The organism is Treponema sp. UBA7570 (assembly GCA_002477955.1).
Classification (GTDB): Bacteria; Spirochaetota; Spirochaetia; order Treponematales; family Treponemataceae; genus Treponema_D.
Window position 1 is genome coordinate 40,243 of sequence record DLLE01000038.1, and the last position, 6,010, is coordinate 46,252.

A 6,010-nucleotide genomic window follows, 5' to 3' on the forward strand; every position below is an offset into this window, starting at 1 on the left:
AAATCAGATAAAGCAGTTTCTTTATATTATAATATTTTCTATTAAAAAATTCTCGATATTATCAATTTATAGAACAAAAAAAATATAAAGATGTTTCTTCTGTAAGTCATTTTTACAGCAAATCTCTAAAATTGCAATTTTTTTCGGCAAATTTTATAATGGTTTTTATGAAACCAGCCCTTTATTTAATTCCGAGCAAACTTGGCGAAAACACAGAAATTGAAAGCGTTATTCCAGCAAAAAATATCGAAACAGTAAAAAATATACGCCATTTTATTGTAGAAAGCAGAAAGTGCGCAGTTCGATTTTTGATTGAACTTGATAAAAATTTTCCGATAGATGAATGTTCTTTTTATGAACTAAGCGAGCACACAGACGAAAAAAAAGATTTGAGCAAGATTTTAAGTTTTCTTGAAAAAGGCGAGCCTATGGGAGTTTTGAGCGATGCCGGCTGTCCTGCCGTAGGAGATCCCGGAAGCCGGGCAGTCGAAATTGCCCATAAAAAAAATCTTGAAGTAATTCCGCTGGCAGGTCCAAATTCAATGATTATGGCGATTATGGCGAGCGGTTTTAACGGACAAAATTTTGCTTTTAACGGTTATCTTCCTGTTAAAAACGGCGAACGCGAGTCAAAGTTAAAACAGCTCGAAAACAGAATGTACAAAGAAAACCAGACTCAGCTTTTTATCGAAACTCCCTACAGAAACGAAAAAATGCTTGAGGCAATTTTGAGAATCTGCCGTCCGGAAACAAAACTTTGCGTTGCGGCTGGAATTACAACAGAAAAACAGTTTATAAAGACAAAAACCATAGTTCAGTGGAAAAAAACTCCAAAGCCTGAACTTTCAAAGATTCCTGCTATGTTTTTGATTTACAAATAAGGCTTAAAAAATGCGTTAGCGGCAGGAAGGGCGTGCAAGGCACGTTGCGAAACGAAGCGGAGCAATGAAGGCGAAAGCCGGAACCCTGGACAGAGCGGCCTGCAAACGCAGGCAACGCCCTATTTTTTCTAATCTTTTCTTTTTCCGAAAAGTTTTAAAAGTGCAAGCAAAATATTTATAAAGTCGAGGTAAAGTTCAAGCGCGCCAAGAATTGCAACTTTTTTGTAATCGTCCGTATTTTTTGAATTTTCGGCTGTTTTTAAGATTTTTTGGCTGTCGTAAGCGGTAAGCCCCGTAAAAACAAGAACTGTTGCAATGCTTACAATCAAATCCAGCATAGCAAGCGGCGCTCCTGTAAAAAACCCCAAGATAAAATGCAGGAGAGTCGCCAGAAGAATTCCCAAAAGTCCCATAACGCAGTAACGGCCGAGCTTTGTAAGATCAGATTTTGTTTTTGAACCGTAAATGCACATTACGACAAAAGTAGCTGAAGTAGCGAGAAATGCGTTTGCAATCGAAGCAATCTGGTAAACTGCAAAAATGCTGGAAAGCGAAATTCCATTTATGACAGAATAAAGTATAAAGGAAAATCTTGCCGTAAAAACGCTCATTGTGCGGATTTTTGCTGTTAAAAAAATTACGACTGCGATTTCGAGAAAGCACAAAAGCATAAATCCCATTCCGCGTCCCGCAAAAAGCATTTTGCCAAGATATGAAAGCTGCATGTGTCCGTCCAATGTCTGGGTAAAAATGTTTGCAGCTGTAAAATATGCGACAACTGCGCTCAAAAAAAGCGCAAATGCCATCCAGCCGTAGCAACGGCTTAAAAACTGTGATTTTTCCGCGACTGTCAAGCGGAGCGATTTTGTCTGTGTCATAAAACAAAAAACCTCGAAAATCAGATTTTAAAGCATCTCCAAAAGCCCAAAATGAACTTCTGGATTTTTGCTTTAAGATTCTTTATTTTAGCAATTCTGCAATTGCAGGTCTATTCCAGCGGGCTGCCATTTTTGAAGGAGTTTCGCCGCTGAGATTTTTTGCGGTGCGGTCAAGTCCAAGTTCAAGAAGATGCCGAACCTGGACATCGTTTGCAAGTCTAGCCGCATAATGCAGGATTGAATCTCCAGCAGTGTCAGTTTTGCGCGCATTGTACTTACAGATTGCATCAAGAATTTCGACATTTCCGTTTTTAAATGCGTTTGTAAGGGCGTTGTCGCCAGTTATTGTCGCTGCAAACGGGTCTGCTCCGCGTTCAATCAAAGTAAGGGCAAGGCTCTTTTGACTAGTTGTAATCGCCATATTGAGCGGAGTTACGCCTTTTCCGTTGCGCTGGCTTACAGGATAGCCCATTTTTATAAGCGTATCGAGTTTTTGTGCAGAAACTTTCTTTTCTACGGCAATGTGAATCGGAGTATTTCCGTCAGAATCGACAATGTTGAGATTTGTGCCGAGCACAGCTCTCAGAACGTTTTCATCATAATTCAAGACAAGGCTGAATGGACTGTCGCCGTAAGTGTCGCGGCTGAGGGGATTTCCGCCAGCAGAACGAATCAATTCTATGATTTTTATATTTCCACCCAAGGCCGCTTCATGGAACGAATTGCGTCCGTTCATTTCCTGAATCAGTGGATTTGCTCCTTTTTCGAGCAATAAATTTACCATTTCCTCGTTTCCGCTCTGGATTGCGTCTACAAGAACAGAACGTCCTGTCACGTCGGTAGAATTTACGTTTGCTCCATTTTGTATAAGAAGAACAGCCATCTGCCTTTTGTCCGAACGGCAGCAATCGCTCAAGGCAGTTTTTCCAGAAAGGTTTTGAGAGTTTACATCGAATCCAAGAGAAATTACTGACTGCGCAGCCTGAAGACTGTTCCATTTTACTGCATAGTGCAACGGAGTGTTTCCAAGATGATCGCGTGTAAGATTTGAACGAGTGTCCGTAATAATTCCGTTTTCAACAAGAATATTTATTGTCGAAGAGGAATCAGCCTTTACAGCCGCAAAGAGAGCAGATTCTCCATTTGCATTTACAGCATTCACATTTGCGCCTTTTTGAATAAGGGCAGAAACCGCTTCATCAAGTTTCCATTCACATGCGTAATGAAGAGGAGTATTGCCAGAACCGTCAGAAGCGTTCAATGTCTGGCTGGTAATAAGCCAGTCCTGCACTTCTCCACCCTGTGCCAGGGCAATGCGAAGCGGAGAATTGTTTTCTGTGTTTGAAGCAAAAATATCGGCATTTTTTGAAAGCAAAAGATCGCCCACGTCTTTTTTGTTTTTGCGGACAGCAAGGAAAAGAACAGAGTCTCCATCTTTGTTACGCGCGTTTACATCTGCTCCAGTTTCTACGAGAAATTTTATGTAGCCGAACGAGCTGCCTTTTATAAGAGCAATGTGCAGAGGAGTATTTCCGGCACTGTCTTTAGAAAGCACATTCTGAGGAGTAATCAAAGTTTTGAGCATATCAATCGAAGGACTTTCTAGCGCACGTGTAAGAGGCGTGTTTCCTTCCATATCTTCTGCGTTTATGTCGGCGCCTGCGCGGGCATAAAAAATCACGTGTTCAGTATTGTTTTTTTCGATTGCAAGGCTTAGCGGAGTTACACCTTTTTTGTTTCTTTCGTTTACAGGCGCTCCGTGGTTTATCAGAACAGAAAGCACATCTGTCTTTACAGCAGCCATTGTGCAGACATGAAGAACAGTATCGCCATACATATCTTTCTGAGTAACATCGGCGTTCGCAGACAAAAGCACGTTGTACATTTCAAGTTGTTTTTCCGCAGGAATTATAAGCAAGAAAGGCGATTTTCCAACAGCATCGAGAGCATCAACCTTCGCACCTGCATCAAGCAAAATCTTTGCAATTTCTACGCGTCCATAACGAACAGCTTCGTGCAATGGAGTTGAACCTGCAATATCCTGGGCCTGCAAAATATCCGAAATCCGGACAGGAGTTTTTTCGTTAAGAAAGTAATTTACAATTCCCGTATGGCCAAGAATCGTCGCAAAATGAAGAGGAGTCTGCCCGTCGGCAAAACGCAGCATCGTGTTGTGAGTGCGCACAGAATCTTCAAAATAAGCAAAGTCTCCTCGCTCACACTCGCATCCAGCCTGCAAAAGCGCAGCCGCAATTCTGACAGGAACAGTTTCGTCTGCACGCTTATAGCACAGAGAAAGAGGAGTGTCGCCTTCATTGTTTTTTACAGAAAGCGGAAGCTGCTTTTTTATGCAAAAATCAATCGCTTTTTCGTCGTCCGTCCGAACAAAATAATGGACAATCGAATCTCCGTTTATAGCGCGAATCTGCCCGGTTTTTTCGGTAATCATTACTTCATACCAAAGTTCATTTTTTGCAAGCGCAAGCTGGAGTGCGGAATTTTCAGAGGCATCCTTTGCAAAAATATTCGCTCCCATCTGAATCAAAATTTTTGCAGATTCAATATTGTCATTTTTTACCGCAACCAAAAGCGGAGTATCGCCGTCTGCATTTTCAATTTCCGTGCCGGCATTTTTAAAGGCAAAAAAAGCAATCAAATCAGCTTCGTTAATTCGCGCGCAGACATGAAGCGCAGTGTCGCCGTTTTTATCCTGAGCGTTGATGTCGGTTTTTGTAATAAAAAGCCCTTTTGCTTCTTCGTAACGCCCTTCTTTCAGCAATTTTTGAACAGACTCATCTTTTTCAACTGCCGTCGAATTGCATGATAAAAAAGCAAGGCAAAAAAACAAGGCAAAAAAACTAAATATCTTTAAATTTTTCATGCTGTCTCCCGTAATTTTCAAGTAAAATTTCTTTGTTAAATTATCGGAAGAAAAAATTTGAAGTTAAGAAAACCTGAATACTAAATCAAGAAAAAAAACTACAACTTTTTTGCAAGTTCCAGAAACCGCCTAAAAGCCGAATTCTGTTTTTTTAATTCCCGGGAACCGCGCGTAATTTTGCACAGCGACATTCCAAATTTTCTGGCAATTTCGCGTTGTGTAGTGCCTTTGTCGATTTCCTTAACCAAAAGCCAGCGGGTCGCAAAATCCCTCATTTCTGCAGGAGTAAAAAGGCAGCCGAAAAAATCATAAATCGTCTGTGGATCATTGTTTTTTGCAATTAAATTACACATTTCGCGCAAACCGTCATCAAGCAGAGCATTGCGTTCGTTTTCTGAAATTTCGTTCTGTTCCATAGAAACAATTATCTTACAAAAACGGCAAAAGGTCAAATTATCAAAATTTTGGAGCGCATTTTCGGTCAAGCCGGCTCTGCACGGTTCCGCTTCCGCTGCATTTTTGCGGCAATTTCGCAAAGCTCAATCACCGCAAAAACTTACGCCGTTCCGATCCGGGCTAAGATTTTCCTTAAAGCAGAATTTTTTTACAGACAAAAACACCGGACCTTGTGTCCGTCTTCCAAAACCGTCCATTCCGGCAAAGATTTCTGGCATTTTTCTGTTTTTTTCGGGCAGCGGTGAGCAAAAGGACAGCATTTCAAAGCTTCCAAAGAACTTTTTACCTCACATTCATTCTTAAACGAACTTTTTCCGCCTTCCGCTCCGGCAAATAAAAGTTTTGAATACGGATGCAAAGCCGTTTTGTAAAAATCTTCGGCATTTCCTTCTTCAACCAAAACTCCGCGGTACATTACGCCGATTTTGTCGCAAAAATAACAGCTTACGCGCAAGTCATGGGCAATAAAAAGACAGCTTAAATTTCTTTTTGAGCGGATTTCCTGCAAAAGATTTAAAATCTGTCCCTGAATCGAAACATCAAGAGCAGAAACAACTTCGTCGCAAATTAAAAGCTGCGGCTGCATCAAAAGTCCGCGCGCAATAGAAATTCTCTGCCTCTGTCCACCAGAAAATTCCGAAGGTCTGCGCTCAAGGTCAGATTTATCAAGACCGACCTCCTCTAAAATTTCTTCCGCCAGTTTTTTCAGTTCTTCTTTTTTTATTCCTTTTTTTTCGTACTTTAAGCCGTCTGTCAAAATCGAAAAAACTGTCATTCTCGGATTTAAAGAACGCGCGGGATCCTGAAAAATATATTTTATCAGTGAAGAACCCTGCTCATTTTCGCTTTTTTTATTTTCTGAACTTTTAAAGATTATTTTTCCGCTGTCCGCCTTGTACATTCCGACCAAAAGT

General features: G+C 40.9%; 5 protein-coding genes. 1 reads left to right on the top strand and 4 read right to left on the bottom strand.

Annotated elements, in window-relative coordinates; all coding sequences use genetic code 11:
• The first annotated feature begins 158 nt into the window (after positions 1 to 158).
• Positions 159 to 881 (top strand): SAM-dependent methyltransferase, encoded by a 723-nt coding sequence (locus B4N75_RS04855; protein ID WP_296020278.1) that lies wholly within the window; start codon positions 159 to 161, stop codon positions 879 to 881.
• 128 nt (positions 882 to 1,009) lie between these two features.
• Here the strand turns inward: B4N75_RS04855 and B4N75_RS04860 are convergent, their stop codons facing one another.
• The 4 genes from B4N75_RS04860 to B4N75_RS04875 form a co-directional block, all read right to left on the bottom strand.
• Positions 1,010 to 1,759, bottom strand: coding sequence for a Bax inhibitor-1/YccA family protein (locus B4N75_RS04860; RefSeq protein WP_296020280.1), 750 nt, complete (start codon positions 1,757 to 1,759; stop codon positions 1,010 to 1,012).
• A gap of 82 nt (positions 1,760 to 1,841) precedes the next feature.
• Complete coding sequence (locus B4N75_RS04865) at positions 1,842 to 4,640, bottom strand: ankyrin repeat domain-containing protein (RefSeq protein WP_296706716.1); 2,799 nt, start codon at positions 4,638 to 4,640, stop codon at positions 1,842 to 1,844.
• A gap of 98 nt (positions 4,641 to 4,738) precedes the next feature.
• Positions 4,739 to 5,056: a Trp family transcriptional regulator gene (locus tag B4N75_RS04870; protein WP_296020285.1), complete on the bottom strand. Its 318-nt coding sequence runs from the start codon at positions 5,054 to 5,056 to the stop codon at positions 4,739 to 4,741.
• A gap of 188 nt (positions 5,057 to 5,244) precedes the next feature.
• On the bottom strand, positions 5,245 to 6,010 hold a 766-nt coding region (locus tag B4N75_RS04875; protein ID WP_296666766.1), incomplete at its 5' end, for an ABC transporter ATP-binding protein.

Coding starts and splice junctions, on each gene's coding strand:
- B4N75_RS04855 (WP_296020278.1), top strand. CDS start 159: ATGGTTTTTATGAAACCAGCCCTTTATTTAATTCCGAGCAAACTTGGC.
- B4N75_RS04860 (WP_296020280.1), bottom strand. CDS start 1,759: ATGACACAGACAAAATCGCTCCGCTTGACAGTCGCGGAAAAATCACAG.
- B4N75_RS04865 (WP_296706716.1), bottom strand. CDS start 4,640: ATGAAAAATTTAAAGATATTTAGTTTTTTTGCCTTGTTTTTTTGCCTT.
- B4N75_RS04870 (WP_296020285.1), bottom strand. CDS start 5,056: ATGGAACAGAACGAAATTTCAGAAAACGAACGCAATGCTCTGCTTGAT.